This window comes from Streptomyces sp. NPDC020362, from assembly GCF_040642095.1.
Classification (GTDB): Bacteria; Actinomycetota; Actinomycetes; order Streptomycetales; family Streptomycetaceae; genus Streptomyces.
This window is the reverse complement of sequence record NZ_JBFAET010000014.1, coordinates 1-26,590: the sequence shown is the minus strand read 5'-3', so window position 1 is coordinate 26,590 and position 26,590 is coordinate 1. Positions and strand designations below refer to the sequence as shown.

The 26,590-nt window shown below is 72.5% G+C and carries 24 protein-coding genes; 4 read left to right on the top strand and 20 right to left on the bottom strand.

The features are described 5' to 3' along the window. Positions 1-54 precede the first annotated feature (54 nt). Positions 55-1,566: an APC family permease gene (locus AB0H32_RS08815; protein WP_361116433.1), complete on the top strand. Its 1,512-nt coding sequence runs from the start codon at positions 55-57 to the stop codon at positions 1,564-1,566. Between the two features lie 87 nt (positions 1,567-1,653). On the opposite strand, the gene AB0H32_RS08810 is transcribed toward AB0H32_RS08815, so the two are convergent. Further along, positions 1,654-2,145 carry a MarR family transcriptional regulator gene (locus AB0H32_RS08810; RefSeq protein ID WP_361116430.1) on the bottom strand — a complete coding sequence of 164 codons (492 nt, stop codon included), beginning with the start codon at positions 2,143-2,145 and terminating at the stop codon, positions 1,654-1,656. A gap of 74 nt (positions 2,146-2,219) precedes the next feature. On the opposite strand from AB0H32_RS08810, the gene AB0H32_RS08805 reads away from it, so the two are divergent. From AB0H32_RS08805 to AB0H32_RS08795, 3 genes are all read left to right on the top strand, one after another. Then, a complete protein-coding gene (locus AB0H32_RS08805) occupies positions 2,220-3,113 on the top strand; it encodes an ABC transporter ATP-binding protein (protein WP_361116427.1) in 894 nt (297 codons plus the stop codon). Beyond that, positions 3,110-4,717 (top strand): ABC transporter permease, encoded by a 1,608-nt coding sequence (locus AB0H32_RS08800; protein WP_361116424.1) that lies wholly within the window; start codon positions 3,110-3,112, stop codon positions 4,715-4,717. Before AB0H32_RS08805 ends, AB0H32_RS08800 begins: the two co-directional genes overlap by 4 nt. A gap of 160 nt (positions 4,718-4,877) precedes the next feature. Beyond that, entirely contained in the window at positions 4,878-5,444 is a 567-nt protein-coding gene (locus tag AB0H32_RS08795; RefSeq protein ID WP_361116421.1) for an RICIN domain-containing protein, read from the top strand. A 26-nt stretch (positions 5,445-5,470) separates the two neighbouring features. Here AB0H32_RS08795 and AB0H32_RS08790 read toward each other — a convergent pair whose 3' ends face one another. The 19 genes from AB0H32_RS08790 to AB0H32_RS08700 form a co-directional block, all read right to left on the bottom strand. Continuing rightward, the gene (locus AB0H32_RS08790; protein WP_361116419.1) at positions 5,471-6,691 is read right to left on the bottom strand and encodes a cytochrome P450; all 1,221 of its coding nucleotides are present in this window, start codon (positions 6,689-6,691) and stop codon (positions 5,471-5,473) included. Positions 6,692-6,778: 87 nt separating this feature from the next. Next, the gene (locus AB0H32_RS08785) at positions 6,779-7,240 is read right to left on the bottom strand and encodes a hypothetical protein (RefSeq protein WP_361116416.1); all 462 of its coding nucleotides are present in this window, start codon (positions 7,238-7,240) and stop codon (positions 6,779-6,781) included. 53 nt (positions 7,241-7,293) lie between these two features. Further along, a complete protein-coding gene (locus tag AB0H32_RS08780) occupies positions 7,294-7,959 on the bottom strand; it encodes a response regulator transcription factor (protein WP_361116413.1) in 666 nt (221 codons plus the stop codon). Beyond that, positions 7,956-9,311, bottom strand: coding sequence for a histidine kinase (locus tag AB0H32_RS08775; protein ID WP_361116410.1), 1,356 nt, complete (start codon positions 9,309-9,311; stop codon positions 7,956-7,958). The genes AB0H32_RS08780 and AB0H32_RS08775 overlap by 4 nt, the downstream gene beginning before the upstream one ends. A 119-nt stretch (positions 9,312-9,430) precedes the next feature. Continuing rightward, a complete protein-coding gene (locus AB0H32_RS08770) occupies positions 9,431-10,105 on the bottom strand; it encodes a response regulator transcription factor (protein WP_361116407.1) in 675 nt (224 codons plus the stop codon). Between the two features lie 4 nt (positions 10,106-10,109). Further along, entirely contained in the window at positions 10,110-11,468 is a 1,359-nt protein-coding gene (locus AB0H32_RS08765) for a histidine kinase (RefSeq protein ID WP_361116404.1), read from the bottom strand. A 10-nt stretch (positions 11,469-11,478) separates the two neighbouring features. Continuing rightward, the gene (locus tag AB0H32_RS08760; RefSeq protein WP_361116402.1) at positions 11,479-12,729 is read right to left on the bottom strand and encodes an acyltransferase; all 1,251 of its coding nucleotides are present in this window, start codon (positions 12,727-12,729) and stop codon (positions 11,479-11,481) included. Beyond that, positions 12,722-13,819: an alpha/beta hydrolase gene (locus AB0H32_RS08755; protein WP_361116399.1), complete on the bottom strand. Its 1,098-nt coding sequence runs from the start codon at positions 13,817-13,819 to the stop codon at positions 12,722-12,724. Before AB0H32_RS08755 ends, AB0H32_RS08760 begins: the two co-directional genes overlap by 8 nt. Positions 13,820-13,980: 161 nt before the next feature. Then, positions 13,981-14,940 carry an alpha/beta hydrolase gene (locus tag AB0H32_RS08750; RefSeq protein ID WP_361116396.1) on the bottom strand — a complete coding sequence of 320 codons (960 nt, stop codon included), beginning with the start codon at positions 14,938-14,940 and terminating at the stop codon, positions 13,981-13,983. Between the two features lie 188 nt (positions 14,941-15,128). Next, entirely contained in the window at positions 15,129-16,352 is a 1,224-nt protein-coding gene (gene kynU / locus AB0H32_RS08745) for a kynureninase (protein WP_361116393.1), read from the bottom strand. Beyond that, a complete protein-coding gene (locus AB0H32_RS08740) occupies positions 16,345-17,193 on the bottom strand; it encodes a tryptophan 2,3-dioxygenase family protein (protein ID WP_361116390.1) in 849 nt (282 codons plus the stop codon). The genes kynU and AB0H32_RS08740 overlap by 8 nt, the downstream gene beginning before the upstream one ends. A gap of 152 nt (positions 17,194-17,345) precedes the next feature. Further along, positions 17,346-17,759: a DUF3151 domain-containing protein gene (locus AB0H32_RS08735; protein WP_361116387.1), complete on the bottom strand. Its 414-nt coding sequence runs from the start codon at positions 17,757-17,759 to the stop codon at positions 17,346-17,348. 553 nt (positions 17,760-18,312) lie between these two features. Continuing rightward, the gene (locus AB0H32_RS08730; protein WP_361116383.1) at positions 18,313-19,767 is read right to left on the bottom strand and encodes an MFS transporter; all 1,455 of its coding nucleotides are present in this window, start codon (positions 19,765-19,767) and stop codon (positions 18,313-18,315) included. 81 nt (positions 19,768-19,848) lie between these two features. Beyond that, positions 19,849-20,871 (bottom strand): class II fructose-bisphosphate aldolase, encoded by a 1,023-nt coding sequence (gene fbaA / locus AB0H32_RS08725; protein ID WP_361116380.1) that lies wholly within the window; start codon positions 20,869-20,871, stop codon positions 19,849-19,851. 145 nt (positions 20,872-21,016) lie between these two features. Further along, entirely contained in the window at positions 21,017-21,565 is a 549-nt protein-coding gene (pyrE, locus tag AB0H32_RS08720) for an orotate phosphoribosyltransferase (RefSeq protein WP_361116377.1), read from the bottom strand. A 10-nt stretch (positions 21,566-21,575) separates the two neighbouring features. Beyond that, a complete protein-coding gene (locus tag AB0H32_RS08715) occupies positions 21,576-22,364 on the bottom strand; it encodes an aldose 1-epimerase (protein WP_361116374.1) in 789 nt (262 codons plus the stop codon). Between the two features lie 119 nt (positions 22,365-22,483). Next, positions 22,484-23,425, bottom strand: a complete 942-nt coding sequence (locus AB0H32_RS08710) for an SRPBCC domain-containing protein (protein WP_361116371.1) — start codon at positions 23,423-23,425, stop codon at positions 22,484-22,486. A gap of 561 nt (positions 23,426-23,986) precedes the next feature. Then, a complete protein-coding gene (locus AB0H32_RS08705; protein ID WP_361116368.1) occupies positions 23,987-25,624 on the bottom strand; it encodes a polyamine aminopropyltransferase in 1,638 nt (545 codons plus the stop codon). 108 nt (positions 25,625-25,732) lie between these two features. Next, a complete protein-coding gene (locus tag AB0H32_RS08700) occupies positions 25,733-26,257 on the bottom strand; it encodes a DUF2617 family protein (RefSeq protein WP_361116365.1) in 525 nt (174 codons plus the stop codon). Between the last annotated feature and the right edge of the window lie 333 nt (positions 26,258-26,590).

Genomic DNA, 26,590 nt, shown 5'->3' with positions numbered 1-26,590 from the left:
GCTCCATCAGGGCGCGGTGCCTCCGCGCGCGGCAGTCAGGAGAGGGGCCACCCGGTGGCAGTGGACGAGGGCGTTGTCCCAGCGGCGCAGACGGACGACGACGGACCGGTTCATCGGCTGAAACCCAACGCCGTGGGGCTGCTGGGCGTGGTGTTCATGGCCGTCGCCACGGCCGCGCCGATCACCGCGATGACCGGCAACGTGCCCTTCATGGTGTCCTCCGGCAACGGCATCGGGGCACCCGCGAGCTATCTCGTGGCAATGGTCGTCCTGGCAATCTTTTCCGTGGGTTTCACGTCGATGGCGAAGCACATCACGTCCACGGGCGCCTTCTACGGCTTCATCTCCTACGGCCTCGGCCGCACCGCGGGCCTCGCCTCGGGGCTGCTGGCGACCTTCGCGTACGTCGTCTTCGAACCGGCGCTGATCGGGATCTTCTCCACCTTCGCCACCAACACCCTCAAGGACCAGACGGGGGTCCACGTCCCCTGGTGGGCGTTCGCGGTCCTGATGCTGGCGATCAATGCGACCGGCACCTGGTTCGGGGTGAGCGTCGCCGAGAAGCTGCTGGTGGCGCTGCTGGCGACGGAGGTGACGGTGCTGGCCGCGATGGCCGTGTCGGTCGCCTTCCACGGCGGCGGGCCGCACGGCTTCACCTTCGCGCCCGTCGACCCCGTCAATGCCTTCAAGGGGACCTCCGCCGGGCTCGGGCTCTTCTTCGCCTTCTGGTCGTGGGTCGGCTTCGAGTCGACGGCCATGTACGGCGAGGAGTCGCGCGACCCGAAGAAGATCATCCCCAAGGCGACGATGATCAGCGTCCTGGGCGTCGGTGTCTTCTACGTCTTCGTCTCCTGGATGGCCATCACCGGCAACGGCGAGGCCGCGGCCGTGAAGGCGGCCTCCTCCCCGAACCCCCTGGCCCTGTTCTTCGACCCGACCGAGCGCTACGTCGGCCACTGGGCGGTGGACGTCATGCAGTGGCTGATGATCACCGGCTCGCTGGCCTGCGGCATGGCCTTCCACAACTGCGCCGCCCGCTATCTGTACGCCCTCGGCCGGGAAGGCGTCCTGCCGTCGCTGAAGAACACCGTCGGCCGCACCCACGCCCGGCACGGCTCCCCGCACATCGCGGGCCTGGTGCAGACGGTCGTCAGCGGGGTGCTGATCGGCGCCTTCTGGGCGGCCGGGAAGGACCCGTACACCGGGACGTACGTCCTGCTCGCCATCCTCGGCACCATGGCGATCCTCGTCGTCCAGGCCGTGTGCTCGTTCGCGGTGCTGGTGTACTTCCGCTCGCACCACCCCGAGAGCCGCCACTGGTTCCGCACCCTCGTCGCGCCGCTCGTCGGGGGCGTCGCGATGCTCGGCGTCGTCGTGCTGCTGGTGTCCAACATGGGCGCGGCGGCCGGGCCCGAGTCCGGCTCGCTGGTGCTGAAGGCGACGCCGTGGCTGGTGGCGCTGGTGGCGGGCACCGGGATCGGGTACGCGCAGTACCTCAAGCGGCGCTCGCCCGAGAGGTATGCGCTGATCGGGCGGACGGTGCTGGAGGAGACCAAAGAGCGGTAGCGCCGTTGCCGCCCGGGGCCGTCGGTCGGCCGCGGCGCCGTCGTGGCCGGTCGCGCAGTTCCCCGCGCCCCTGTCGGGGCGCTGGGCTCAGTGGCCGAATCGCTGTTCTCGGTGGGTCTTCCAGCGTTCCATCATCTCGGCCACGTCCTTCTCGATGAACTCGAAGAAGGCGAGGGTCTCGGACAGTCTGCGGCCGGCCGGGGTGTCGGGACCCAGGCCGGTCACGCCGTCGCGCAGGGCGTCCTCCCAGCGCTTGATGATCGCCTCGCGGCTGGTGAGCGCCTCGTACCACTGGTCGCTGTGCACCCGGTAGCGCTCCCGGCGTGAGCCGGGCTCGCGTTCGCGGGACACCATGTGGACCTGGGCGAGGTAGCGCACGGCCCCGGAGACGGCCGCGGGGCTGATCTGCAGCTGCTCGCCCAGCTCGGCAGAGGTCAGGGTGCCGGCGTCGGAGGCGAGCAGCGCCGCGAAGACCCGGGAGGGCATGCGCGGCATCCCCGCCTCGACGAGCTGTGCCGCGAAGTGCTCCACGAACCGCGAGACCGCCTCGGGGTCCCGCTGCGAACTCGACTCCGTCATGTCCCTCACCCTATCCGGTGTTCATGCCCTTCCTTAACTTCACAAATTTCTGAAAGAAGCGTACGTTCGAAACCATGACCAAGGCAATCACGGTCTCCGGACTGCACAAGTCCTTCGGCCGTACCCATGCGCTGGACGGCCTCGACCTGGACGTCGAGACCGGCGAAGTGCACGGCTTCCTCGGGCCCAACGGCGCCGGCAAGTCGACCACCATCCGCGTCCTGCTCGGCCTGCTGCGCGCGGACGCGGGCGCCGCGCAGGTGCTGGGCCGCGACCCGTGGACGGACGCCGTCGAGGTGCACCGCCGGATCGCCTACGTCCCCGGCGACGTGACCCTGTGGCGCAACCTCTCCGGCGGCGAGGTCATCGACCTCTACGGCCGGCTGCGCGGGGGGCTCGACAAGAAGCGCCGGGCGGAACTGGTCGAGCGCTTCGAGCTGGACCCCACCAAAAAGGGCCGCACGTACTCGAAGGGCAACCGGCAGAAGGTCGCCCTGGTCGCCGCCTTCGCGTCGGACGTGGACCTGCTGATCCTGGACGAGCCGACCTCGGGCCTGGACCCGCTGATGGAAGAGGTCTTCCAGCACTGTGTCGAGGAGGAGCGCGACCGGGGCCGGACGGTACTCCTGTCCTCCCACATCCTGAGCGAGGTCGAGGAGCTGTGCGACCGGGTCAGCATCATCCGCAAGGGCCGCACCGTGGAGACCGGCTCGCTCGCCGAGCTGCGCCACCTGACCCGCACCAGCGTGAGCGCCGAACTCGCGGGCCCGCCCAACGGGCTCGCCCACCTGCCCGGCGTCCACGACCTCGACGTACAGGGCCGCAGGGTCCGCCTCCAGGTGGACACCGACCAACTGGACGGTGTTCTAAGGCAGTTGAGCGCGTCCGGCGTACGCTCGCTGACGTCGACCCCGCCGACGCTGGAGGAGCTGTTCCTGCGCCACTACCAGGACGAGGTGTCACGATGACGACTCTCGCGGCACCGGCGCGGCCGTCCGGCCACTCCCGCCAACTGGCCGGTACCCGGACCCTGTTGCGCTTCGCCCTGCGCCGCGACCGGACGCTGATCCCGGTGTGGCTCGCGGTGAACGCGCTGATGGTCCTCTCCATGCCGAACACGCTGAAGAACCTCTACGGCACCGCGGCCGAACGCGCCGGCCTGACCCACCAGCTGGAGACCAACGCCTCGTTCCGGGCCCTGATCGGACCGGTCTTCGACACCTCGATCGGCGCGCTGACCGCCTGGCGCGTCGGCCTGTACGCGGGCGCGCTGGCCGCCGTCATGAGCCTGCTCGTCGTCGTACGGCACACCCGGGACGAGGAGGAGAGCGGGCGCCAGGAGCTGGTGGCGTCCGGGATGGTGGGCCGCCGGGCCTCCCTCACCGCGGCCCTGCTGGCGGCGGCCGTCGCCAACGCCGTACTCGCCCTGCTGGTCACGGCCGGCCTGTCCGCACAGGGGGCCGCGGGCGCGCTGGCCTTCGGGCTCGGGCTCGCGGCGGTCGGCATGGTCTTCGCCACGACGGCGGCGATCGTCGCCCAGCTGACGGAGAGCGCGCGCCTGGCCCGGGGCCTGACGGCGGCGGTGCTCGGCACGGCCTTCGTGCTGCGCGCGGCGGGCGACGCGGCGACGGACTCCGGCTCCTCGGTCCTGACGTGGCTGTCACCGCTGGGCTGGCTGGAGAACCTGCGCTCCTTCGCCGACGAGCGGTGGTGGGTGCTGCTGCTCTTCGCGGCGGCAGTGGCCGCGCAGGGCGCGCTGGCCTACGCACTCGCCGGCCGCCGGGACATCGGCATGAGCCTTTTTCCCACCCGGCCCGGACCGGCCACCGGCCGCCTCGGCACGGCGGCCGGGCTGGCCTGGCGCCTGCAGCGCGGCAGCGTCCTCGGCTGGTCGATCGGCTTCTTCCTCGCCGGGGTCGTCTACGGCGGGCTCACGGACGGCGCGGCCGATCTGGTCCGCGACAACGCCGACGCGCGGCAGATCTTCGAGCGGATGGGCGGGCACAGCGGCCTCACGGACGCGTTCCTCGCCTCCATGACCGGCATGCTCGGCCTGGTCGCGGCCCTGTACATCGTGGCCTCGGTGCTGCGCCTGCACGGCGAGGAGACGTCGGGCCGCGCCGAACCGGTGCTGGCGTGTGCGGTGGGGCGCCTGCGCTGGGCCGCAAGCCATCTGACGATCGCCTTCGGCGGCTCGGCCCTGATCATGCTCCTGGCGGGCCTGGGCTTCGCGGTGGGCTACGGCAAGGAGATCGGCCCGGTCCTGGGCGCCTGCCTGGTGCAGCTCCCGGCGGTGTGGGTGATCGGCGGGGCGGCGGTGCTGCTGTACGGGGCGGCGCCCCGACTGGCACCGGCCGCCTGGGGCATCGCCGGGGCGGTCCTGCTGATCGGCTGGGTCGGTCCGGCCCTGGACGCACCCCGATTCGTCCTGGCCCTCTCCCCGTTCGGCCATCTGCCGAAGCTGCCGGGCGGGGGGATGGAGTGGGGGCCGGTGTCGGCCCTTGCCGGGCTGGCGGTGGCGTTGGTGGCTGCGGGGCTGGCGGGGCTGGGGAGACGGGACATGGGGTCGTGAGGCTGAGGTTGCGAGTGGGATCACGGGCGCCGATAGTGGGAGAACAGCCGCGTTCCGATCAGTGATCCCCCGGCGCACCGTCGTTCGTACGGCGCCGGACAGCGGGCCTGACGACCAGTCGGCGAGGCTGTCACCCCTCTTCCTCGGAGAGGAGCACCCCATGGGCAAAAACGCCCGCGCACGCCGTCTCCTGACGGTGCCGACGGTCTTCGTGGCCGGGGGCATCCTGCTGCTGCCGGCTCCCGCACGTGCGGAACTCGCCACCTCCGCCGCCGACGCGCCGCGCATCTCCGGAGCCTCCTTCCAGATCCGTAACGTGCAGACCGGCAAGTGCGCCACGATCGCCGGAGGAACCCTGCCCGACAACAACCTCAAGATGGTCCAGTTCACCTGCGACACAGACGCCTCACGCCGCTGGAATCTGATCAACTTCGACGGGGACTCGTACCAGATCAGCAACGCGAAGACCGGCAAGTGCATGACGATCGCGGGCGGCACCCTGCCCGACAACAACCTCGAGATGGTCCAGTTCACCTGCGACACAGACCCGTCGCGGCGCTATCGGGTGGCCAACTGGAACGGCGTCTCCTACCAGCTCGTCAATGTGAAGACCGGCAAGTGCGCGACGATCGCGGGCGGCACCCTGCCCGACAACAACCTCGAGATGGTCCAGTTCACCTGCGACTCCGACCCGTCGCGGCGCTGGGTCCTGCGACTGGCCGGTTGACACGCCCCCAGGGCGAGCACCGCACCTCAGCGCACCGCCACCCGGAGTCCCTCCAGCCCCCGGATCACGAAGTTCGGCTTTCGCTCCGGCTCCTGCGCCGGCGTCAGCGCCGGGGCCTTCTCCAGCAGGGCCGTCATCGAGGCCGCCAGTTCGATGCGGGCCAGCGGGGCGCCGATGCAGTAGTGGATGCCGGCGCTGAAGGAGATGTGCGGGTTGTCCGCGCGGGTGAGGTCGAGCTTGTCAGGGGCCTGGAAGACCTCAGGGTCGTGGTTGGCGGAGCCGAAGAGCATGGCGATCTCCGCGCCCCTCGGGATCACCGTGCCGTCGATCTCGATGTCTTCCAGCACCCAGCGTTCGAAGAGCTGGAGCGGGGTGTCGTAGCGCATCAGCTCCTCGATCGCCGAGGGGATCAGGGAGCGGTCCGCGCGGAGGGCGGCCAGCTGGTCGGGGTTGCGGAACAAGGCGTACCAGCCGTTGACGGTGGCGTTGACGGTCGCCTCGTGCCCGGCGTTCAGCAGCAGGACGGCCGTGGAGATCATCTCCTGCTCCGTCAGCCGGTCGCCCTCGTCGTGGGCCGCGATCAGGCCGGAGATCAGATCGTCCCCGGCCTCCTTGCGGCGGGCCGCGATCAGGTCCCGCAGATACTCCGAGAACTCGGCCGAGGCCCGCACCGCCCTCGCCGCCGTCTCCTGCGACGGATTCAGCTCGTACATCCCGCAGATGTCCGCCGACCAGGGGCGGAGCTGGGCGCGGTCCGCCTCGGGGATGCCGAGCATCTCGGCGATCACCGCCACCGGCAGCGGTTCCGCCACGTCCGCGAGCAGGTCGCCGCCGCCCGCCTCGACGAGCCTTTCCACCAGCTCGCCCGCCAGGCCCTGCACATACGGCTTCAGCCGCTCCACCGTGCGCGGGGTGAACGCCTTCGACACCAGACGCCGGATCCGTGTGTGGTCCGGCGGCTCCAGGTCGAGCATGCCGTGGTCGTTGAGGGTGTGGAACGGCTCGTGCTCCGGCGGGGGCGCGCTCCGGCCGAAGTCCTCGTGCGTGAACCGGTGCTGGTAGGTGCGGCCCAGACGGCGGTCGCGCAGCAGCGCCGAGACGTCCGCGTGGTGCGGGACCAGCCACTGGTCGGTCGGCTCGTACCGGATCACCCGGCCGCGGGCGCGCAGCTCGGCGTAGGCCGGGTAGGGGTCGGCGAGGAACGCGGGGTCCCAGGGGTCGAACGCGAGGTCGGTCTGGCCTGCCATGCGGGGACGCTAGCGCGCCTGCCCAACGTCTGACCAGGGGTGTCCGCCCCTGATGTGCACCGGTTCCCCCTGCTGTCCCTTCGTCGCTCAGATCCAGTCCGCGACCAGAACGTAGTCGTAGTGGAGGGGATCGCCCTCCTCGTCCACCGGGTGCTCGTACCCGCCCTGGTTCGCGAGGATCACGTTCGACTCCGGCAGGGCGTCGAAACCGAGGTCGTTCTCCTCGATGACGTGGCCCCGCTCCGTGAGCTGCCCGACGAGGTCCTCGCTCGGGGTGCGGAAGACGTCCAGCCCGTCGAACAGGACCCGCACGTCGGCGTCCTCGTCCCGGAACCGGAACAGCTCCACACCGCTCAGTGAGCCGCAGGTGAACCCGAGCACGATGTTCAGCCGGGACTCGTCGTGCGTGAGGACGATCTGCCCCGGGTGCGCATCGCCCGCGACGGTCCGGAAGGGCCCGGCCCCATGGAACGTGCCGCGCGCTTCCTCGACCGACATGCCGAGCCGGAAAGGCCCCACGCCGACGTGCGGGCGAATCTCGACCTCCATGCGCACTCCTTCACTTGGTGGCGACTGGACGCCCGTGCAAGACATCACGCGCGTCACCCCGGTGTCACCAGCCGTGCCTCGTACGCGAAGACCGCCGCCTGGGTGCGGTCCCTGAGGCCCAGCTTCACCAGGATGCGGCTCACATGGGTCTTGATCGTCGACTCGGCCACCACCAGCCGCCCGGCGATCTCCGCGTTCGACAGGCCCTGTGCGATCAGGACCAGCACCTCCGTCTCGCGTTCCGTCAGCTCCCCGTAGGCCGCCTGGGCCGAGGGCATCAGGCGCGGTGTCTCCGCCAGCCGCGAGAACTCCGTGATCAGCCGCCTGGTCACCGAGGGCGCCAGCAGCGCCTCCCCCGACGCCACCACCCGCACCCCCTCCGCCAGCTGCCGCGCCGAGGCGTCCTTCAGGAGGAAGCCGGAGGCTCCCGCGCGCAGCGCCTGGTACACGTACTCGTCCAGGTCGAACGTGGTCAGCACGAGCACCTTCGCCGTCCCGTCCGCCGCGACGATCTCCCGGGTCGCCTCGATGCCGTTCAGCTCCGGCATGCGGATGTCCATCAGCACCACGTCCGGTGCCAGTTCCCGCACCCGCTCGACCGCCTCACGGCCGTTGACGGCCTCGCCGACGACCTCGATGTCCGGCATCGCGTTCAGCAGGACGGAGAAGCCCTCGCGGACCATCATCTGGTCGTCCGCGATCAGTACGCGGATCGTCATGCCCCACCCTCGATCCCGGTGTCGGCCGCCGGTACCGGCAGGAACACGGCCACCTCGTACCCGCCGTCGGCCGCCGGGGCCGCCGTCATCTCCCCGTTCAGCATCGAGACGCGCTCGCGCATGCCGGTGATGCCGTGCCCGGCACCGGGAGAGGGCTTGATCAGGGCCGGTGCGGGCGGCGGGGCGTTGACTATGCGCAGGCCCAGGCCGCCGAGGACGTACCCGATCTCGACCCGCGCGCTCGCGCCGGGAGCGTGCCGCAGCGAGTTGCTCAGCGCCTCCTGCACGATCCGGTACGCCGACAGCTCGACGCCCTGCGGCAGTTCGCGCACCGCTCCGGTCACCACCTTCTCCACCTCCAGTCCGGCCTCCCGCACATTGGCGAGCAGCCCCTCCAGATCGGCGAGAGTGGGCTGCGGGGCGTCCGGCGCCTCGTAGTCCTCCGCGCGGACGACCCCGAGGACCCGGCGCAGCTCGGTCAGGGCCGCCACCGCGTTCTCCCGGATGGTGGCGAACGCCTTCTCCAGCTCCGGCGGCGGGTTCTCCACCCGGTAGGGCGCGGCCTCCGCCTGGATGGCGACCACCGACATGTGGTGGGCGACCACGTCGTGCAGTTCGCGGGCGATGTTCGTGCGCTCCTCCAGCAGCGTGCGCCGCGAACGCTCCACCGCGGTCACCGTCTGCTGGGCGCTCACCTCCTGCCGGGCCTCGCGGCGGGTGTGCCGAACGGTGACGACCAGCAGGATCAGCGCGGACACGACCAGCATCGGGGCGGCGTTGCTGTCGTAGTGGCTCCCGCCGAGGAGGGTCACGCTCCAGAAGCCGAACAGCGCGGTCAGCAACCACATCCAGGCAGCGGTGCGCGGGCGGGTGCGTATCGCCACGACCGTGAGCACCACCAGGTGGGAGATGAAACTGCCCGGCACCCACGGCCACATGGACCAGCTGTCGCCGACCGTCGAGGTGACCGCGGTCGCCCAGAGCGACAGCCAGAACGCGGCGACCGGACGCGCGAGGGTCAGCAGCACCGGGACCAGCACGAGCAGCCCGCACACCAGCTGCGCCGCACCGTTCTCGGCGAAAGTCGCCGCGTTGGCGAGCAGCGCCACCATGCCGGCGGCGACCACCGCCAGGTGCGGGGTCCAGGACGCGTACTCCCGCAGGCGGCCGGGCAGGCGGCGGGTGATCGGGCCGTCGACACCCATGCGGGGCAGCGGGCGGTAGGCGAAGGCCCCCTGGAACAGGTCCTGCCGCAGCCCGCGCAGGGCGTCGACGACCAGCCGGAACTCCGGGCTGCGCGGCCTGCCGGCCGCCTCCGGCGGTGGTGTCTGCGTGTGCGTCGTGTCGGTCACGTGCAAAACGGTAGGTGGTCGCGGGGGCCCGGTCGTCCCCTCGCAGAAGGGTCCTCGGGGATCCCTCTCAGGTACTACGAGTCGGGGGGCGGGGGCGGGTCAGCGGGGGCGGGGGCGGGTCAGCGGCCGCCGGGGCGGACCAGGCCGGACTCGTAGGCGAAGACCGCCGCCTGGGTGCGGTCCCTGAGGCCCAGCTTCACCAGGATCCGGCTCACGTGCGTCTTCACCGTCTGCTCGGCCACCACCAGCCGCTCCGCGATCTCCGCGTTCGACAGACCCTGCGCGATCAGCGCCAGCACCTCCGTCTCCCGCTCCGTCAGATCGCCCACCCGCTGCTTGAGCGGGGCCCTGGGCGTGCCGTCCAGACGGGAGAACTCGGCGATGAGCCGGCGGGTGATGCCCGGGGCGAGCAGCGCGTCACCGGCCGCCACGACCCGGACCGCCTCGGCGAGCTGGGCCGCGGAGGCGTCCTTGAGCAGGAACCCGGAGGCACCGGCGCGCAGCGCCTCGTACACGTACTCGTCCAGGTCGAAGGTGGTCAGGACGAGAACCCTGATGCCCGGGTGGTCGGTGGTGATGCGGCCGGTCGCCTCGATGCCGCCGACATCGGGCATCCGGATGTCCATCAGGACCACGTCCGGGGTCAGTTCGGCGGTCTTGGCGATCGCGTCCCGGCCGTCCACCGCCTGTCCGACGACCTCGATGTCGGGCTGGGTGTTGAGCAGCACGGTGAAGCCCTGCCGGACCATCTGCTGGTCGTCGGCGATGAGTACGCGGATGGTGCCGCTCGTCATGGGGTCACTTCTCCTGTCGGGACGGATCGGACGGGGTTGCGGCCGGGGCGGCGTCCCGGGGCAGGAAGGCCGTGACCCTGAAACCGCCGTGCCGGGTCGGGTTCGCGTCGACATGGCCGCCGAGCATCGTCGCGCGCTCCCGCATGCCGAGCAGCCCGTGTCCGGCACCCGGGGAGGGCGGGACCGGCTGCTGCGGGCGGGAGTTGATCACCTCCAGGTGCAGGCCGTTCGGGAAGTGCCCGACCTCGACGCGCACCCGGGAACCCGGCGCGTGCCGCAGGGCGTTGCTCAGCGCCTCCTGCACGATCCGGTACGCCGACAGCTCCACACCCGGAGCGTAGGGCCGCGCCTCGCCCACGATCTCGCTGGCCACGTCCAGCCCGGCCGCGCGGGTGTTCTCGATCAGCGTGCCCAGCCGGTCGAGCGTGGGCTGGGGAGCGTCCGGGGCCGCTCCGGTGCCGGGAGCCCCCAGGCCGTAGGGATCCTCGGGATTCTCCGAACGCAGCACGCCGAGCACCCGGCGCAGCTCGGTGAGCGCCTCCAGCGCGTTGTGCCGGATGCCCTCGAGGTTCTCGATCAGCTCGTCCGACGGGCGCTCGACCAGGTGGGGGGCCACCTGCGCCTGGATGGAGATGACCGACATGTGGTGCGCGACCACGTCGTGCAGCTCCCGCGCGATACGGCTGCGCTCCTCCAGCAGGGTGCGGCGGGACCGCTCCTCGGCGGTGAGCGTGGTCTGCTCGACGAGTTCGGCGCGCGCCTCGCGGCGGCCGCGCAGGGCGATGCCGAGCACCACGACGACCGCGGACAGCACCACCGCGACGACCCCGGTGGGCTGGTAGTGCGCCCCGCCCCACACACCCTCCAGGACGTAGGTGGCCAGCGCGGTCAGGACCAGCGCCTCGACCGACGCCCGGGTGCGCACGCGCAGCGTGAGCAGCAGCAGGACGAGCAGGTGCGCGATGATGCCGGCCGCGGTCCAGGGCCAGGTGAACTCCTCCCCGGCCACCATGCCCTGGGCTCCGTGGACTGCGACGGCTCCCACCACGGTCGCCGCCATGGACAGCCACCAGGCCGGGACGGGCCGCCACACCGCGAGGAGGATCGCGCCGCCCTGCGAAAGACCGATCAGGAACGCCGATCCGCCGCTCAGATGCCCACCGTCGTTGAGCTGTGCCACCGCGCCGAGCGTGACCCCGAACGCGGCCAGGCACACCACGCCGTGCGGCAGCCAGCGCAGCCAGACGGAGGGGGGCAGCGGATCCGGCCGGACGGTCCACAGGTCGTCGTGCAGCACCCGCAGCCAGCGCCTGAGCCTGCCCGCCGGCGCAGCAAGAACCCGGCGGCCCCCCGTTTCCGTCACGCGCCACACCTTAGACACGGCGGACCGCCCGTGCGCTCTCGCCCTCCGCGGCCCGGTGCACCCGGACCACCCGCGAGCGCTCCCGCGCGGCGGGCACGCCGGGGCCCGCCGGACGGCGGCGGGTCCCCTGCTCACAGGACCGGAACGCGGTCCAGCACAGGGCCAGGACCAGGGTGAACACCGGGAGCCAGAGGAGCCGGGCCGCCACCCAGCCCAGGCCGTCGGGGAGCGTGTGCAGGCCGGGGAGGCGGCCTGCCGTGAGGGCCGTGGCCGTCGTGGCCATCAGGGCGGTCAGGTGCCACAGATAGATCGTCATCGCGGAGAGGTTGGCCAGGGCCACGCCCGCCCAGGCGAGCGGGCGGCGCATCGCCCGGCGCAGCCGGCCGCGCAGCAGCAGGGCCAGACCGCACTGGGCCAGCCCGAAGGTCACGGCCGCCAGGGTGGGCGGGTTGAGGTTGGAGACCGCGGCGCCCGGGACGCCGACCATCGACGCGGGGTAGCCCGCCCACAGCACGAGGACGGTCGTGGCCGTCGTACCGCCTGCGAGCAGCACCCAGGCCGCGCGGCGGGTCTCCAGCTCGCCGCGGGTCCAGGCGGCGCCCAGGGTGTACGGGACCAGCCAGCCCGCCGCCAGGTTCACCCAGCCCAGCCAGGAGGGGCCCACGTGCAGACCGAAACGGAGAACGTCCACGTGCAGGACGACGGCCAGGGGCCACAGCGGATTGAGGCGGGCGACCAGCGGGGTCGCCGCCGTCAGGGCGGCGAAGACCAGCAGGAACCACAGAGGGGACAGGGCCAGTTTGACCAGCGTGTGGAGCGTCTCGAAGGAGGTTCCGCTCAGCAGCAGGGCCGTCGCCGCCACCGTCCACAGGGCGAGGAGGGCGACGACCGGCCTGAGGAGGCGAGCCAGCCGGGCGCGCAGCCAGGCGCCGTACGACGCGCCGCGGGCCCGGGCCGAGGCATGGCTGCGGGTCGCCACATGGCCGCCCACCAGGAAGAAGACGGCCAGGGTCTGGAAGACCCAGGAGACCGGGGCCAGCCAGGGCATGTGCTGCAGCGGGCTCGCCGTGTGCAGCCCGCCGTCGTGCGCGACCAGGGCCGTCACCAGCCAGTGGCCGAGGACGACACCGAGGATCGCGAAGGCGCGCAGGGCGTCGACCGCGCGGTCCCGGGACGCGGGTGTGGCGGTGTCCACGCGGTGGGCACCCTGACGTATCGCGTGCAGCGCGCGGCGCGGGGCGCTCAGGGCCGGCTCAGGCACGGGTCACCTCCGAGGTCTCGCCGAGGGTGATCCGGGCCAGGTTGGCGAGGGAGGCCGAGCCCGGAGTGAAGTAGCCGCTGTGGTCGGCGTCGGCGGCGTCGAAGACCCGGGCCCCGAAGCCGCGGGAGACCGGGTCGGTGCCGAAGCCGACGGTGATGCCGAGCAGGCCGGCGCGGACGTGCGGTACGTGGGCCACCCAGTCCTTGCTGCCGCGGGCCGCCCAGATGCGGGCGTGTGCGTGCAGGCCGGCGACGGAGTCCGCGCCCGTGCCGGGGCTGCCGACCAGGGCGATGTCGTCGACGGGCAGACCGGGGGCGGTCCGGCCGCACACGACCGAGCCGTAGGAGTGACAGAGCAGGGAGATACGGGCCCGGGCGGGGGCGAGGGTGTGCAACTGCCGTACGAAGGCGCGCAGGTGGGGGGCCGCCCGGTCGGCCCGGGTCGTGGTGGTCACCGTGGTGCTGACCGTGCCCGGGGTCCGGTAGCCGAGCCAGGCGACCACGGCGACGCGGATGCCGGCGGGGGCGCGGTGCGTGAGGTCCTCGTACAGGGCCGCCGCGGCCCTGTGGAAGCGGCCGTAGGTGTCCACGGAGGTGTCGGACCCGGGGACCAGCACCGCTATGCGGTCGGCACGGGTCAGGTCACCGAGGACCTCCGTGGCCAGCCCGGTGCCTCGGCCGTCGAAGGAGAGGAGGTGGCGGGAGGGTGCGGCCAGGGCACGGTCCGCGGCGGCGCGGTGTCCGTCGCCGTCGGCGGCGGCCATGCGGGCCGCCTCGGTGGCGTTGGCCCGGTTCGCCTCGTACGCGGTGTGCAGGGTGGACGGTGTGAGGGGGGCGAGGCGGGCGGGGGACGGGGCGGGGATGGCGGGGCGGGCAGCGCCGGAGAGGGGGACGACTATGGCGGCGGTGAGGAGGGCGCAGAGGGAGGCGCGGAGCCAGGTGGGGGTGGGCCGCCGCCCGGCCTTCGGCCGGGTCCGTTCTCCCACCCGCACCGCCTGTGCAGCTTCCGCCGCCGGACGGGGGTGCCCCTCGTGGGCCGAAAGCGCCGTCGGCGGGTGCTGGTCCGTGGTGTTCGGACGGGGTCGCCCCATGGTCGGCTTCCTTTCAGATCGCCCGGCCATCGGGCTTGTCTGACAAGGAAGTTAGAAATCGGGGGGTGTCGTCGGCGTCCCGCCAGGGAGCTGTTCCGAGCCGTAGCTCTCAGGTACTACGGGTATGACCGGGGGCGGCCCCTAGGTGTGCACCGGGCGCTTCACCAGGCGAGCTGGGCGATCTCCTCCGCCACCACCGCGCACGCGTCCGCCGCCGGGTCGATCAGCGGGAAGTGGCCCACGTCCTCCAGCAGCGTCAGGCCCACCACCTCGCCCGCCTTCGCCGCCGCGTCCGCGTACGACTCGGCCACCAGGTGCGGCACCACCAGGTCCGTACGCCCCTGGACCAGAGTGGTCGCGATGCCCGTCGGGAGGAGCAGCGCGGGATCGGCGTACGGCCGGCGCTCGGCGAACCGGTCGTGGCCGCCGAGGAGTTGCAGCGCCGCGTTGCCGCAGACGTCCAGTTTCTCCGCGACGGCGAAGTCCGCGATCGGGGCGAGGGCGACGACGCCGCGCAGGAGGGCCGGGCCGTCGGTGCGCCAGGCGGCGTCGACGGGCAGGACGTGGCGGGCCGCGGCCCACAGGGCCAGGTGGCCGCCCGCCGAGTGGCCGGTGAGCACCGTGCGGCGGGGGTCGGCCTGCGGGAGCGCCTCGGGGAGGAGGGCAGGGAGGGCGTCGAGGGCGGCGGCCACGTCGTCGAAGGTCTCCGGCCAGCGGCCGGCCGGGGGGGTCGGGGTCTCGCCGCCGGTTTCCTTGCCGGCAGCGGCTGCGCCGCCGGTGCCCGTCCCCGGGCCGGCAGCCGTTACGGGTTCCGTCGGCTGTGCGGGGATCTGGGGGATGCCGCCCCTGCGGTACTCGACGTTGGCCACGGCGAAGCCTCTGCGGGCCAGGTAGTCGGCGAAGGGGGTGATGTGACGGCGGTCGTAGCGGGCGCGCCAGGCTCCGCCGTGCAGGACGACGACCAGGGGGGCGAGGGTGGCGTCGGTACGGGGAGCGTAGAAGTCGATCACCTGGTCGGGATGGTCACCGTAGGCCACGGTGACGTCGGGGGCGACCGGAGGGTGCGAGAAGGCCGACTCCTCCTCGGCGGCGGCGCGGGCTGCGGCGGCGTCGTCCGGCATGCTCCAACCTCTCAGCGACAGAACGGTTTTGGCGGACCAGGCGGAATTCTTTCGTCGGCCGTTGGCGGGGACGGTATCAGGCCGGTGACGTGCGGGGACATGGGGATGTCACGGAGGGTGAAGGTAAACGGTTCTGCAGCACGGGGGCGGGGCCCGGTCGCGCCCCGCCCCGCTGCCTTCCGTTTCCGTTACCCGAGTACCTCCCCGAGCACCCGGGCCGCTCGTTCCGCGTCGCCGAAACCGACGTACAGCGGGGTGAAGCCGAAGCGGAGGATGTCGGGGTGGCGGAAGTCGCCCACGACGCCCCGGGCGATCAGGCGCTTCATGACCTCGCCCGCGTCGGGGCAGCGCAGGGCGATCTGGCTGCCGCGCTCGCCGTGCGGCTCCGGCGTCACCGAGACCACGCGGCCGGGCTCGGTGTAGGCCGCGACGCACTCCAGGAAGAAGTCCGTCAGGGCCAGGGACTTGGCCCTGACCGAGGAGATCGAGACGTCGTCCCAGACGTCCAGGGCCGCCTCCAGGGCCAGCATGGAGAGGATGTCGGGCGTGCCGACGCGACCGCGCAGGGCACCCGGCGCCGGGGCGTACGACGGGCTCATCCCGAAGGGCTCGGCGTGGGAGTTCCAGCCGGGCAGGGGGGAGTCGAAGCGGTCCTGCAGATCGCGGCGGACGTACAGGTACGCGGGCGAACCGGGGCCGCCGTTCAGGTACTTGTAGGTGCAGCCGACCGCCAGGTCGACCCCGTGCTCGTCCAGCCCGACCGGCAGTGCACCCGCGCTGTGGCACAGGTCCCAGACGGCGAGCGCGCCCGAGGCGTGGATCGCGGCGGTGAGGGCGGGCAGGTCGTGCAGGCGGCCGCTGCGGTAGTCGACGTGGTTCAGCAGGACCGCCGCCGTACGGTCGCTCAGCGCCGAAGGCACCTCCGGCGGGGTGAGCGCCCGCAGCCTGCAGCCGGTCATGCGGGCCGCGGACTCGGCGATGTAGCCGTCCGTGGGGAACGTCGTCGCGTCGACCAGGATCTCGTCACGGCCGTCGCCCGCCATGCGGACCGCCGCCACAAGTGCCTTGAAAACATTGACACTTGTCGAGTCGCCCACGACGATCTGGCCCGCCGCCGCGCCCACCAGCGGGGCGATCCGGTCGCCGATCCGCTCGGGGGCCGTCCACCAGCCGCTCTCGTCCCAGGAGCGGATGCGCAGCTCGCCCCACTGCCTGCGGACGACGTCCTCGACGCGGCCCGGCACGTTCGCCGGCAGCGCGCCGAGCGAGTTTCCGTCGAGGTAGACCACCGCGGCGCCGGCCTCACGACCGGCCTCATGAGCGGACGCCGTGTCGAGGACGAAGCGGGAGCGCAGCGGGGCCAGCTCGTCCGCCGCGTCCAGCTTCTGCGCGCGCAGCACCAGCTCAGACATGGGACCTCGCCGTCCACAGCTCGGGGAACACGTTCTTGCGGGCACGCTTCTCCAGCCAGGCCACACCGGCCGAGCCGCCCGTGCCGGGCTTGGCGCCCATCGCGCGGCGGGTGGCGACCAGGTGGTCGTTGCGCCATCGCCACACCAGCTCGGCGACGTCGGTCAGCGCCTCCCCGAGGCGGGCGGGTTCGGCGTCCTGGTCACCGGCGTAGATGGCCGACCAGACCGACTCCACGGCGTCGCAGGGCTCGTAACGCTGGGCGACGTCCCGGTGCAGCACGGAGGCGGGGACCGGGTGGCCGCGGCGCGCGAGGAACCGCAGGACCTCGTCGTACAGGCTCGGCTCGTGCAGGGCCTTCTCCAGCTCCGCGTGGACGCGCGGGGCGCCGCGGTGCGGGACGAGCATGGACGCGGACTTCTCGCCGAGCAGGAACTCCATGCGGCGGTACATCGCCGACTGGAAACCGGAACCCTCGCCGAGGGCCGAGCGGTACGAGTTGAACTGCACCGGGGTGAGCTGGCCGAGCGGCGTCCAGGAGGCGTTCAGGGCCTCGAGCTCCCGTACGGAGCGCTTCAGCGCGGCGACGGCAGTCGGGACGTCGTCCGAGCGGAGCGCCTTCGCGGCGGTCTCCCACTCGTGCACGATCACCGTGAACCACAGCTCCATGACCTGGGTCGTCACCAGGAAGACCATCTCTCCGGGGTCGTCGGAGAGGGTCTGCTGGAGGTGGGTGAGCACGTCCGCCTTGACGTAGTCCTCGTACGGCGTCGTGCCCGCGAAGTCGAGATGCGGGGTCTCGGGCTCAGCGGCCTCGGAAAGGGGGTGACCCTTTGGGGACATCGCTGTCTCCTGTTGTTACTAAGGGTAGCGGTCCGCCCCTGCCGATGCCGGCACGGGGGCCCCGGTCCCCAACCGGAATCCTCCGCAATCCCATCGGATACGGCAAGGCCCGTCTGCTGCCAGACGGGCCACACCAGGAACTCCCGTCAGGGTCAGCCCAGGGTCTGGGCCGCCGTCGGGGAGGAGTCCTTCAGGAACTGCGAGCAGCGCTCGTACTCCTCCTGCTCGCCGATCGACTGGGCGGCGCGGGCCAGGCCGTGCAGGGCGCGCAGGAAACCACGGTTGGGCTCGTGCTCCCAGGGGACCGGGCCGTGGCCCTTCCAGCCGCCCCGGCGCAGGGCGTCCAGGCCGCGGTGGTAGCCCGTACGGGCATAGGCGTACGACTCCACGACCGCGCCCCGCTCGAACGCCTCGTCGGCCAGCTGGGCCCAGGCGAGGGAGGAGGTGGGGTACTTGGCGGCGACGTCCGCGGGGGCGGTGCCCTGCGCGAGCAGCTCGCGGGGCTCCGGGTCGTCGGGGAGGTGGGTCGGGGGCGGGCCGCCTAGGAGGTTCTCGTGAATCGTCATGCGTTCATTTTCCCGCACCCGGGGACGGGGGGCTCGCCCGGTGCGTTCGGCGAGGACCGAAGGTTTCACTTGCCCGGCGCTGCGGCTGGGCGGCCGGTTTCCAGTTGCCCGGCGCTGCGGCTGGGCGGCCGGTTTCCAGTTGCCCGGCGCTGCGGCTGGGCGGCCGGTTTCCAGTTGCCCGGCGCTGCGGCTGGGCGGGGGCGTTTTCGCTTGCCCGTGCTCGCAGGGTGCCGCCGCGCCCACCCTCCCCCACTCTCGGCTTCGCTCGAGCGGGGGACCCCCATCGCCCCCAGCGGCACGACTGCCCGCAGCTGGGTCACTGGGAGCGCCCTGAAGGAGCGCGGGGAACTGCGCGACCAGCCACGACGGACCAGCGGACGAGGGACGGCGGGCACGGCTGCATACGGCACCCTCGCAACCGACGGAGCCGCAACCCCCAAGGGGCGCGGGGAACTGCGCGACCAGCCACGACGGACCAGCGGACGAGGGACGGCGGGTACGGCTGCGGCCGGCGCCCGGCCGCGGGCCCGCGGCCGGGAACGGCGGGCCGGAGTCACGGGCGGCGGCCCGACTCCAGCGGCGGGGACGTGATGCAGCCATGGGTCCTGCACTCCGGGTGCCGGCAGTCCGGCGCCGGCCGGCGCACCAGCGCGAAGGCCAGCGCGGCCCCCACCACGAGCACCCCCGCACAGATCGGCATCGCCCGGTCGAACGCCGCGTCGAAAGCGGAAGCGGACCGGTACGCCTCCGGACCCATCCCCGCCACCAGAGGGAGCCCGGCCACCGCCACCAGCCCCGCCGCCCGCGCCGCCGCGTTGTTGATGCCGCTGGCCAGACCCGCCCGAGCGGTGTCGACGGAGGCGAGGACCGTGGCGGTGAGCGGGGCGACCAGGGTGACCATGCCGACGCCCATCACGAGGACGGCCGGCAGGACGTCGGTGAGGTAGTCCGCGCCGACACCCACGCGGAGCATCAGCAGCATCGCCGCGGCGCACAGCAGCGGGCCGACGGTCAGCGGCAGCCGCGGCCCCGTACGGTCGGCCAGCGCACCGGAGCGGGCGGAGAACAGCAGCATCAGGGCCGTCGTGGGCAGCAGTGCCGTACCGGCCTGCAGGGCGGAGTAGCCCGCCACCACCTGGAGCTGGAGAGCGGTGAGGAAGAAGAAGCCTCCGAAGGCCGCGTACACGCACAGCGTGACCAGGTTGACCGCCGTGAACTGGCGCGAGGCGAAGATGCCGGGCGGGAGCATGGGGTCGGGGCGGTGCTTCTCGACGTACACGAAGGCGACGGCCGCGGCCACGCCGGCCACCGCGCTCGCCGCCACCGCCGGGGAACCGCCGGGGGCCTCGATCAGCGCGTACGTCAGCAGGGCCAGCGCCAGGGCGCCCAGGGCCGCGCCGAGGACGTCGAAGCGGCCGTGGGCGCGCTTGTCGGTCGACTCGGGAACGTGGCGCAGGGCGACGGGCACGCACAGCAGGGCCAGCGGCACGTTGAGCAGGAACACCCAGCGCCAGCCGGGGCCGTCCACCAGCCAGCCGCCCAGGAAGGGGCCCACGGCCGCGCCGATCCCGCCGAAGCCGGACCACAGTCCGACCGCCGGGCTGCGGTCGTCCGGGTGGAAGGATGCCTGGATGAGGGCGAGGGATCCGGGGGTGAGGAGCGCGCCGCCGATGCCCTGGAGGGCCCGGGCGCCGATGAGGACGCCGGAGGTGGGGGCGAGTCCGCACAGCAGGGACGCGGCCGCGAACCAGACGACCCCGAGAACGAAGATCCTGCGGCGGCCGTAGCGGTCGCCCAGCGAGCCGCCCAGCAGGATCAGGCCGGCCAGCGTGACCATGTACGCGTTGACCGTCCACTGGAGGGCGGCGAGGCTCGCGTCGAGGTCGCGGCCGATGGTCGGCAGGGCCACGTTGACGACGGTCGAGTCCAGCATGGCCATGCTGGAGCCGAGGACCGTGGTGGACAGGATCCACCTGCCCTGGGACGAGGCCAGCCTGACGTCGGGCATGCTCCCAGGTATACAGCGAGCCCGACGCCTTGCGCAGGCGCCGGGCTCACCGCAGTACCGCGGCGGAGATTCCGCGACGGGTTACTTGATCCTGTTGCCCGCCGAGCGCAGGTTCTTCGTGGCCTCGACGACACGCGCGGCCATGGACGCCTCGGCCAGCTTGCCCCAGGTGCGCGGGTCGTAGGTCTTCTTGTCGCCGACCTCGCCGTCGACCTTCAGGACGCCGTCGTAGTTCCTGAGCATGTGGTCGGCGACCGGACGGGTGAAGGCGTACTGGGTGTCCGTGTCGAGGTTCATCTTCACGACGCCGTTCTCCAGCGCGGTGAGGATCTCCTGCTCGGTGGAGCCGGAGCCGCCGTGGAAGACGAAGTCGAACGGGGACTGCTTGCCGAACTTGGCGGCCACGCCGTCGTTCAGCTCCTTCAGCAGGTCGGGGCGGAGCACGACGTTGCCCGGCTTGTACACGCCGTGCACGTTGCCGAAGGAGGCGGCCAGCAGGTAGCGGCCCTTCTCGCCCAGGCCGAGGGCCTCGACGGTACGGATCGCGTCCTCGACCGTGGTGTACAGGGAGTCGTTGATCTCGTGGGAGACGCCGTCCTCCTCGCCGCCGGTCGGGGTGATCTCGACCTCGAGGATGATCTTGGCGGCGGCGGCGCGGGGCAGCAGCTCCTGGGCGATCGCCAGGTTGTCGGCAAGGGTCTCGGCGGAGCCGTCCCACATGTGGGACTGGAACAGCGGGTTGCGGCCTGCCTTGACGCGCTCCTCGGAGACCGCGAGCAGCGGACGTACGTACCCGTCGAGCTTGTCCTTCGGGCAGTGGTCCGTGTGCAGCGCGATGTTGACCGGGTACTTCTCGGCGACGATGTGCGCGAACTCGGCGAGGGCGACCGCACCGGTCACCATGTCCTTGCTGTACTGGCCGCCCAGGAACTCGGCGCCACCCGTGGAGATCTGGACGATGCCGTCGCTCTCGGCCTCCGCGAAACCGCGCAGGGCGGCGTGCAGGGTCTGGGACGAGGTGACGTTGATGGCCGGGTAGGCGAACTTGCCTGCCTTCGCCCGGTCGAGCATCTCGTTGTAGACCTCGGGGGTTGCGATGGGCATGTGTCCGCTCCTTGAGTGTGCGGGTTGGCGTTCTGCGTACTGCGGCCCTGACCTAGACCTGGGGAGTGACGTCGTCGTCGGCCCCATCTTTCCAGACCTGACGCCATGCTCGGCGTCCCGGTCAAGTCCAGGTCAAAGGCGCGCGTCAGTCCAGACCCAGTTCATCCTTCGAGAAGGCGAACCGGTAGGGAACGCCCGCGCCGGCCTCGATCTTCTCGGCGGCGCCGGTGGCCCGGTCCACGATGGTCGCGACGGCGACGACCTCGGCACCGGCCTCGCGCACGGCCTCCACCGCGGTGAGCGGGGAGCCGCCGGTGGTGGAGGTGTCCTCGACCACGAGCACACGCCTGCCCGTGATGTCCGGTCCCTCCACCCGCCGCTGCAGCCCGTGCGCCTTCGCCGCCTTGCGTACGACGAAGGCGTCGAGCTTCCTGCCGCGCGCGGCGGCCGCGTGCAGCATGGCGGCGGCGACCGGGTCGGCGCCCATGGTCAGACCGCCCACCGCGTCGAAGTCGAGGTCGGCGGTCAGGTCCAGGAGCACCTGGCCGACCAGCGGGGCGGCCTCGCCGTCGAGGGTGATGCGGCGCAGGTCGACGTAGTAGTCGGCCTCCAGACCCGAGGAGAGGGTCACCTTGCCGTGCACCACGGCCTTGTCCTTGATCTGCTGCAGCAGCTCGCCACGTACGTCCGTCATGCCGACCAGCTTAGATGCGGCGCCAGCTCCAGGTGGTCGAGGCCTCCAGCGGCTCCACCGGCGTGACCAGGCGCGGGAGGGTGTTCAGGCCGTTGGGCGGACCGGTCTGCGGCTCCACGCAGACGGCCTCGGCCTGCTCGTCGTAGACGACCACCCACTCCTCGCGGCTGGTCACCTTGAGCTCCAGCTGTCCGGGCCAGGTGAGGGTGACGTCGACGCCGCCGGGCATGCCGAAGCAGTCGTCCCAGGGTCCGGCCTTCGGGTCGATGCGGTTGCCGGTGGGCAGGTGGTCGGCGCCGCGCTCCTCCTGCCAGGCCGGCGTGAAGTCCAGCTGTGCGTCCGCGCCGCCGAGGCTGCGGTTGAACCAGGGGTGCCAGCCGATCTGCGCCGGGAAGGAGTCGTCGTACGTCTCCACGCTCATCGTCAGCGTCAGGCTGTCCTCGGCCAGTGCCACGACGTGCGTGATGCGGCCGCGGTGCGGCCAGGGGTCGACCAGGTCGTAGGTGATGACCGCCTCGTTCGCCGAGGTGCGGGCGGTGCGCCAGGCGCCGTCGCGTGCGGTGCCGTGGATGGCGTGCGGCGGGGAGTTGAGGGGCATCTGGCGAACGGTGGCCCCGTCCAGGAAGCGGCCCTCCCGGACCCGGCCGCACCAGGGCACCATCGGGAAGCAGCCGTAGCGCTCGCCCTGCCGCAGCAGCTCCACGCCGCCGATCCGGAGCCCACCGATGCGGCCGCCGTTGCCGGGCAGCACGCTCACTTCCGCGTCGCCCGCGGTCAGCGTGATGTCTTCGTTACTCACGGCACGACCCTACTGGGGCGATCAAGAGGGCGTGCACCGCACGACGCGCTCGATCGGCACTCGATCAGTGCCCGGTCGGCACTCGGTCAGTGCCCGGTCGGTGGTCGGTCAGTGGTCGGTCAGTAACGGCGTCTACGCAGGGCGCGGCCGACCACGATCGCCGAGGCCAGGGCGAGGGCCGCCGCGGGGGCCGCCCAGCGCAGGACCGGGTTGCCGGCGACGGTCTGGGGGGCCGGGACGGGGGCGTAGCGGCCGCGCGGTGGGGCGTGGTCGACCTCCTCCGCGCTGCGGCCGATCATCGTCCTGCGGGCGTGCGCGGCCTCGGCGGGCGGCTCGCCCGTGTCGGCGAAGCCGCCGGTGAGACGGTCGTCATCGGCTGCGGCGGTGTACTCGGCCGCGGTGTACTCGTCCGAAGAGTTCTCGCCCGACGGCTTCTCGCTCGACGGCTTCTCGCTCGACGAGTTCTCGTTCGCCGCGTACTCGGCTGCGGTGTCGTCCGTGGTGGGGTCCAGGGACGGTGGGGGGACCTCGGTGTCGAAGACGGAGGTGTGTCCGGGCTCCGGCTCGGCTTCGGGCTCACGCCCGGGTCCGGACTCCCGCTCGGGCCCGACGGCCGACTTCTCCGCGGCCTCCGGGCTCTCCGGGCTCTCCGACAGAGCCTCCACGAAACGGTGCAGCAGGCGGGTCAACGCCGAGTTCACCGCGTCCTTCGGGAGTTCCGCGATGCGGCCGCCGGCGTCCGCCGCTGCGTCGATGACGACGGTGGTGCCGTCGTCGGTGCCCGCGAGGCGGAGGGTGAGCGTGAAGGTGATGGTGCCGCTGCCGCGAGCCTCGGTGGCATCGCCCTCGACGGTGTACGTGCCGTCCTCGCGGGGCGTGCTGCGGAGGGTGCCGCGGTAGGTGACGGAGTGGCTGCCGACCCTCAGCTTCAGGCGTCCGGTGACGGGTTCGGCACCGGCGTCCTGCTGGAGGCCGGGAACCGCGCCGGCCACGCGGGAGGGATCGGCGAGGGCTGCCCTCAGCCGGTCCGGCGGAACCGGGACGAAGACCTGGTACTCCATGTCGGCTGAGCCTACCCAGTCGTAGCCGGAACGTACCCTCCCCGCCGGGAGCTGCGCCCCGCATCCCACTCGCCCACCCACCTGTCCCGGTGGGCCGAGCGGCACAGGAACAAGGACCACCCGCGCGGACGGGAAACGGCCGACTTGGACGGACGGGGGCACCGAATTGACCGGGGACACCAACTCGACCGGGTAGAACGTTGCAGACCCGACCGGGTAGCAGGCCACCGACTCGACCGGGTAGTAGGTCGCAGACTCGACCGGTGGAAGGCCGCCGACTCGACCGGGTGGAAGGCCGCCGACTCGACCGGTCGAGGAGCGAGCCGGCTCCGTCGGGCACGAAGTGCACCGGCATCTGCTGATACCGCTCGGTCCCGCCCGACACCCTCTCCCCCGCAGCCATGTCCGCCCTCCCCCGCAGCCACGCCCCACAACCTCACTCTCTCGCCCCGCCCAAAACCCCTCCCTCTCCACGCGGCGCCCCTCCCCGTCGCCCCCGCTCGACAGCCCCTCCCCCTCGCGCCGCCCGACACCCGTGTCCCCCTCGGCCCGCCCGCCGCCTCAGTACCGCGGGTGCACCAGTGTCGATGCCGGCAGGCCGCCGACTCGGGTACGGGATGCTGCGCGGGCGTCGGCGGTCAGGGCCCGGCGGGTCAGGGTGCGGGGGTGCGGGCCCCTCGGGTCCAGGGTCAGGCGGGGAGCCGCAGGTCCCGGGGTCGCCAGGAGGAAGCCCCAGTCGTGAGGGGCCCGGGATGCGCCCGCCGAGCGGTCGGGGCCGGCCGGGAAGCCGGAGTCGTGGCCGAGGACCCGGTAGGGGGACGCGGTGAAGCCCGCTGCCCGCAGGGTCGCTGCCACCGTCCAGAAGACGCGGGGCCGGGCGGCGACGGGGCCCGCGTGGACCACGAGGCGGCCGCCGGGGGCGAGGACGCGGCGGGCCAGGCCGTAGAACTCCTGCGAGTACAGCTTGGTGCTGGCCGTGATGCCGGGGTCGGGCAGGTCGGCGATCACGACGTCGTACGCAGACTCGGGCGCCCCGCGCAGCCAGGTGAGCGCGTCGGCGGTCGTGACGCGGATGCGCGGGTCGTCGTACGCGTGACCGTTGAGGGCGGACAGGCCGGGGTCGTGGCGGGCCAGGCCGATGAGGGCGGGATCGAGTTCTACGACGTCGACGCCGCGCACGTCCCTGTAGCGCAGGACTTCGCGGGCGGCCAGGCCGTCGCCGCCGCCGAGGACGAGCACGCGCGCGTGCGGGCCGGCCATCGCGGGGTGGACCAGGGCCTCGTGATAGGCGCGCTCGTCACGGCCGCCGACCCGCAGCCGGCCGTCCAGGAAGAGGTCGAGAGGACGCCCGTGGGTGCCGCCCGCGAGGACCACCTCCTGCACGTCGGTCTGCAGCGCGACCCGGACGTCCCTGCCGTACACCGCGCGCCGGGCCGCCCGTTCGAAGTCGCCGGCGAGGGCGACCGCGGAGGCGAGGACGCCGAGGACGACGAGGCCGGCGACGAGCAGCGTCCAGCGGGCGCGACGGGTCAGGTCGCGGCGGAACAGACCGAGGACCAGGGCGCCCCCGGCGACGACGTTGACCGTGCCGGTGAGCAGCGCGCCGGTCAACTGGCCCAGAAAGGGCAGCAGGAGGAAGGGAAAGGCCAGGCCGCCGACCAGCGCGCCCACGTAGTCCGCCGCGAAGAGATCGGCGACCGCACCGCCCGCGTCCTGGCGTCGGATGCGCTGGATCAGCTCCATCAGCAGGGGGACTTCGGCGCCGATGAGCAGTCCGATGGCGAGGGAGAAGGCGACCAGCAGGCAGCGCGGTCCGGCGGCCCACACCCCGCCCCACCCGCCGGTCCAGGCGAAGACGGCGTACAGCGCCATCGCGCTGCACCCGCCGACCAGCGCGAGGACGGTCTCGATCGCGCCGAAGCCGGCGGCCGCGTGCCAGCGCAGCCGCTTGGCGGCGAGGGAGCCGATGCCCATCGCGAAGACCATCACGGACAGCACGACGGAGGCCTGGGTGACCGAGTCACCGATCAAGTACGAGGCGAACGCGACGAGTTCGAGTTCGTACACGAGTCCGCAGGCCGCGCAGACGAAGACGCACACGAGGACCAGGAACCGCCCGGTGCCGGGCCGGACGGGCAGCCGTGCGGGGCCGGTCCAGGGCGAGGCACCGGGGCGCGCGGGGGCGTGCGGTTCGATCACGTTGCGACGTTACGTCACACGCTCGGTACGCTTCGTCACCCACACGTGTGGAACTGGGGCCAGTTGACGCATCGCGGTTTATCGCAACCGGGAGGCAGGAGGCGCGCGTCAGCCGGTCTGGGGCGCGGGCATCCGCTGCCCCACGCGCGTGCGCGTCGCCACCAACTGCCCGTCCTGCGGGTAGGCGTGCCAGGTGCGCCAGTACACCTGGCCCACGTGCCGCTGGGCCAGCATCGCGGTGAACGCGTGCGGGCTGCCGGGGAAGACACCGGCGAGGCCGTGCGGGTGGTCGGAGACGAGGGCCAGCAACTCCTGGGCGCGGCCCGCGAACGAGCCGGGCGTCAGCACCTCGACGCGCGCCGCGAACTCGTACTCCCAGTCGCCGACCCGCTTGGCCACGCCCAGCGGAAGAGGGGTGCTGGATCCGGGGATGCACGCGACCGTCTCCGAACAGCCGCCCCGCTCCTCCTCCAGCAGTACCTGGTGGGACGCGCCGAGCAGTCTCAACTGCAGCTTCGCCCCCGTCAGTTCCAGATCGAGGGTGGCCAGGGCGGGCAGCGGCTCGCGCCCGAGCGCCCAGGCGAGATCGGCGGCACGGGTATCGGTGTAGGAGGTGTTCAGGGTCGTGAGCATGGATCGGCTCCGCTAGCACGCACAGATGGGGGGAGTTCGGCCATGTCAGCCCGATCAGCCCAGCCTGCCCGGCTGGGGAGGGGAGTCTGCGGGACGTCCGAGGGGCTGCGTAGGTGGTTAAGAGGGAATCATGGACAGTGGCGCCGCCACAGCGTTTTTACCCAACTTCGTGGGGTTTCCATCCCTCAGAGGGCTCCACAGCTCAACTGTTCAACTATGGCGTACGCCGGGCGCACGCCGCGACCCGGAAATGCGACGGCCGGGGGGCCGCCGGGTGGCGTACCCCGCCGGGGCCCCCGAGCGGGCCGCGCCCCGCGGTGTACGGCGGCGGCC

Coding starts and splice junctions, on each gene's coding strand:
- AB0H32_RS08730 (WP_361116383.1), bottom strand. CDS start 19,767: ATGCCCGACGTCAGGCTGGCCTCGTCCCAGGGCAGGTGGATCCTGTCC.
- AB0H32_RS08785 (WP_361116416.1), bottom strand. CDS start 7,240: ATGGAGGTCGAGATTCGCCCGCACGTCGGCGTGGGGCCTTTCCGGCTC.
- AB0H32_RS08750 (WP_361116396.1), bottom strand. CDS start 14,940: ATGCCGGACGACGCCGCCGCAGCCCGCGCCGCCGCCGAGGAGGAGTCG.
- AB0H32_RS08810 (WP_361116430.1), bottom strand. CDS start 2,145: ATGACGGAGTCGAGTTCGCAGCGGGACCCCGAGGCGGTCTCGCGGTTC.
- AB0H32_RS08800 (WP_361116424.1), top strand. CDS start 3,110: ATGACGACTCTCGCGGCACCGGCGCGGCCGTCCGGCCACTCCCGCCAA.
- AB0H32_RS08700 (WP_361116365.1), bottom strand. CDS start 26,257: ATGCTCACGACCCTGAACACCTCCTACACCGATACCCGTGCCGCCGAT.
- AB0H32_RS08710 (WP_361116371.1), bottom strand. CDS start 23,425: ATGGAGTACCAGGTCTTCGTCCCGGTTCCGCCGGACCGGCTGAGGGCA.
- AB0H32_RS08805 (WP_361116427.1), top strand. CDS start 2,220: ATGACCAAGGCAATCACGGTCTCCGGACTGCACAAGTCCTTCGGCCGT.
- kynU (WP_361116393.1), bottom strand. CDS start 16,352: ATGTCTGAGCTGGTGCTGCGCGCGCAGAAGCTGGACGCGGCGGACGAG.
- AB0H32_RS08770 (WP_361116407.1), bottom strand. CDS start 10,105: ATGACGAGCGGCACCATCCGCGTACTCATCGCCGACGACCAGCAGATG.
- AB0H32_RS08735 (WP_361116387.1), bottom strand. CDS start 17,759: ATGACGATTCACGAGAACCTCCTAGGCGGCCCGCCCCCGACCCACCTC.
- AB0H32_RS08740 (WP_361116390.1), bottom strand. CDS start 17,193: ATGTCCCCAAAGGGTCACCCCCTTTCCGAGGCCGCTGAGCCCGAGACC.
- AB0H32_RS08790 (WP_361116419.1), bottom strand. CDS start 6,691: ATGGCAGGCCAGACCGACCTCGCGTTCGACCCCTGGGACCCCGCGTTC.
- fbaA (WP_361116380.1), bottom strand. CDS start 20,871: ATGCCCATCGCAACCCCCGAGGTCTACAACGAGATGCTCGACCGGGCG.
- AB0H32_RS08755 (WP_361116399.1), bottom strand. CDS start 13,819: ATGGGGCGACCCCGTCCGAACACCACGGACCAGCACCCGCCGACGGCG.
- pyrE (WP_361116377.1), bottom strand. CDS start 21,565: ATGACGGACGTACGTGGCGAGCTGCTGCAGCAGATCAAGGACAAGGCC.
- AB0H32_RS08795 (WP_361116421.1), top strand. CDS start 4,878: ATGGGCAAAAACGCCCGCGCACGCCGTCTCCTGACGGTGCCGACGGTC.
- AB0H32_RS08780 (WP_361116413.1), bottom strand. CDS start 7,959: ATGACGATCCGCGTACTGATCGCGGACGACCAGATGATGGTCCGCGAG.